Annotated in this window: 2 protein-coding genes; one reads left to right on the plus strand and one right to left on the minus strand. The window is 56.0% G+C overall.

The genetic code is table 11. The annotated features are described in order from the left end of the window. Window positions 1–1,187: DUF1549 domain-containing protein (locus ABX962_RS32520; protein WP_372725853.1), on the minus strand; the 1,187-nt coding region annotated here is incomplete at its 3' end. A gap of 405 nt (window positions 1,188–1,592) precedes the next feature. Here ABX962_RS32520 and ABX962_RS32525 point away from each other — a divergent pair. Beyond that, window positions 1,593–3,407 carry a C45 family autoproteolytic acyltransferase/hydolase gene (locus ABX962_RS32525; protein ID WP_372725854.1) on the plus strand — a complete coding sequence of 605 codons (1,815 nt, stop codon included), beginning with the start codon at window positions 1,593–1,595 and terminating at the stop codon, window positions 3,405–3,407. Window positions 3,408–3,715: the final 308 nt, after the last annotated feature.

Here is a 3,715-nt window from a genome sequence, read left to right on the forward strand (position 1 = left end):
AACGCGAGAGCTTGCTCGAGTGAGTCAAAAACTTGCTCGGGAGTCAGCGTCTTCAGCGGACGCAGCGTCACCGTGTCGCTGTGAACGAGTTCTTTGGAAAGACTAACTCGCTGGTAAAATTTGCTGTTACAGATACCTTCGATCAACCACCGGATGTCGAAACCTGATTCGGCAAACATGCCGCCGAGCTCATCAAGCACCTGCCGCTCTTCGTCGCTGACTTGGTCCAAATCATCGACCGCATCAACGATCCCGCGACCGCACAAATATTGCCAGATACGATTGACGGCGGTCGATGCGAAATTGGGATTGCTGGGCGACACCATCCAATCCGCAAGCGCATCACGCGCCGATTGATCGCGATCAAGATTCACCTCTCCCCACAACACCTTGGCTTGATGCGACACGCCCCCTTCGTCGCGGATATTTGGCAATTCACCGGCCCCGCTGGAATTTTCAAAAAAGGCGGCCATGCCCCAAAAGTCCGACTCTTTCCATGAACTAAATGGATGATCATGGCACTGAGCACAACCGATGCGAACCCCCAAAAAATAGCGAGTCACCGCCGTCGCGGAACTAACCGAGGTGCCTCCATTGGCTTGGTAATAAACCTGCAGCGGGCTAGTGGCTTGCCGCATCGCCGCGTCCTGCATTGGCGATGTATCCGCAGCAGGTGCCACCAACGAGCGAGCGATTTCGTCGTAACCAACCTTTGCAATAAACTGTTCTCGCAGCCAAGGCTCAAACGCGGCGGCCATCTGAGGATTCGGGCTGTTCGGAGGAATCATCGCCCTCCGCCAAATTCGGGCCAGATGTTCCGCATGACGTGTTGCATAGTTCTCAGGCCGCACATCGTCACGCATCAGCTGAGCGATCAAGTCTTCACGCTTGAGCGTCGCGGTACTGTACAGAAAGTCTCGTACCATCGGTACGCTTGGGATCGCACCGACTAAATCCAAGTAGACTCGCCGCATAAAGGTCGCATCGTCCACGATCGGCGGCGACTCTTGCCCCGCTGCCTTCTGCTGCATGGCAATCTGCTCGTCAATCCAATCCGCCAATTCCAAGGATGACATCACCGCAGCGCCCGCTGTGTTATCGCCTTGCAAAACCTCTTGGCTTGACGCCACGGATGCCCCCAATACGAAACAGGCTAGCAACGCTACCAGTGATTCTCGAATTGGCACGGAGCATCTCCTCGGAAACGGATCGAATCAGCCACGAACCCCAAGGTAAGACATAGCGTCTTAAATGTCAATTAGATCTTGTGGATTTTACAAAGTCGATAGAGCGCCGACACAACCGACCGCCTTCGAACGGTAACAAATCGACAATATTCGAGGCAGATGACGGTTTTCCAGCGACACCAGTGCAGAAACCTGATGTGCTCCAAGGCATTCAGGAGCAGCCGTGATTGCGGTTCGGCTATTTCAATCATGCAGCATTTTCAAATGCTCCGTTATTTTTTTGACGCTTCACTCGTACTGCGGCGGATCTATTACAATCCAATGCCTCGCGTTGCTTAGCATTGCTGCAAGCAGTGCGCTGGCATTTGCCTCCCTTCGCCCGCTCCTTCAAATCACCGACTCAATATGATTGCCCTGTTTTCGCGTGCGGTTGTTTTCTCACTCCTGTGCGTGACGGTCGCCCCTGTCCACGCTGAATCAAATGCAAACCGACTGGGTGACAATCTGCAGCCGCTGCTTTCCTGTTTATCAGGACGTGCCGAATCCTTTTCGGTTGTGGTGGACATTGATGTGCTCGTCGACGGCAAAGTCCAGCATGTTAACGGGCGAGTGGTTCGTTTCGATGACCAGTCGTTTGACTTGGACCTGATCCATAGCGACTACAGCGTGCGGATTCGCCGGCGGCCCGGTGCGACCGCGTTTGCGCTGCCTCACCATAAAACCGTCTTCCTCGGTTCGGGCGATGTTGACGTCTCGGACCAACTGTCACCGCTGGGGATTACGGACCGCATGGTCGGAAGCGGTTCGATGCTGACGATGGTCGTGCCGATGCTTCAGCAAACCGACTCCGCGGCGGTCGGCCACATGTTGACGGGACTATTGAAGATGGATTTCAACGCGGATCGGCAGCACTGGACACTCCGTGACGCCACGTCTCTGCAATTCCACAACGATGGCAAGCAAATTGAGATCAATGTCGGCGATCAGCATCGCGGGACCTTAACGATCCAAGACAGCTTGCCCGAGATGGCAAGAGTGGACGATTGGCCGGATTTCAAGCAAGTGACGCTCGAACGTCAGGAACTCGAACGCAGTATCGCTCGCGGGACTCGGCGGGCATTGGAGATCCTGTCGCCCTCGCGGCTGCTGACGTCGCCACAGCAAAAAGCCCGCAAAATCCCCGCTGGAGAGCTCCGCTGGATCGAAGGCCAACGTGTTGTTTTGCTGAAAGGAACCCCCGAGCAAATCGGGGAGGCCCATGGCCGTTTGCTCGCCGTAGAGTCGCAGCGGTGTATTGATTCGGTGCTGTACACCTTTGGAACTGTGAACACCATTCGCACGGGACGATGGTTTCGTCACGACCTTGATGCGGCCTACGCTCGACTGTCGCCGCACATTCCTGAGGATCACAAGCGTGAAACGTTGGCGTTTGCCAAGGCGGTTGACATTGATCCATCCACGGCACACGCGATCAATGTCTTTCCCGAACTGTTTCACTGTTCCGGTTTCGCCGTCTCGGGCGCCGCGAGCAAAGACGGCAAACTTTATCACGGCCGCGTCTTGGACTACATGACCACGATTGGGCTGCAGGACGCCGCGACCACTTTTATTGTTGCGGTCGACGGCAAGCATGCGTTTGCAAACATTGGCTATGCCGGATTCATCGGCAGCGTCAGCGGGATGAACGACCAAGCGATATCACTCGGTGAAATGGGCGGTCATGGTGAAGGCCAATGGGACGGCGTTCCGATGGCAACTTTGATGCGGCGGGCGCTCGAAGAGTGCTCGACGCTGGACGAAGTGATGACGCTTTGGCACGACAGCCCACGGACGTGTGAGTACTACTACGTGTTCGCCGACGGGAAGAGCAAGCGAGCGGTCGGTGTCGCGGCGGATCCCGATTCGATCGAGTTCATCATGCCGGGACAAAGTGATCCGCGACTCGGCGAAGGAATCCCCGAGGTGTTGGCGTTGTCATCGGGTTCGCGACTGGAAGCACTGCGAGAACGAATCGGCCAGCGATACGGCGAGATCGACGTCGAAGTAGCCCAATGGTTGATGAGTCGCCCCGTGGCGATGAAGTCGAACCTACACAACGTGCTGTTCATCCCCGAAGACGGCGTCTTTTACGTCGCCAACGCCACGCACCAGGAACCGGCAGCCAACCGCCCCTACGTCAAAATGGACCTAAACACGCTGCTGCACAGCATGACCCCCTAAACGTGCGATCACGGCATCCGGGGAAGGCGGTGCCAGTTTTTTCCCTCCACAGGCCGAAACACCCCCGCCCGCCGAAACGGTTCGCGAGTTTCGCTACATTTTAGCTGCGAAAGCGTAAAATCCGCGAGTTTTGGGGCTCGCTGATCTTTCAGCAGAGGGATTGAAAAACGCTGTCCCTACTACTCTATGGATTGTGTATAATCGGGGGGCGGCGGATTCGGCGGATTTTGGCATGCCCCCGCCGTTCCTACCTTTACAACAAGCTGAGAATTGTCGTTGATCGCTCCGCGATCAAAATACGGTGACGC

It is taken from the genome of Novipirellula sp. (assembly GCF_041583735.1).
Taxonomy (GTDB): Bacteria; Planctomycetota; Planctomycetia; order Pirellulales; family Pirellulaceae; genus Novipirellula.

Bases quoted from the DNA above. Each gene is read 5' to 3' on its own strand.
- ABX962_RS32525 (WP_372725854.1), top strand. From the start codon at position 1,593: ATGATTGCCCTGTTTTCGCGTGCGGTTGTTTTCTCACTCCTGTGCGTG.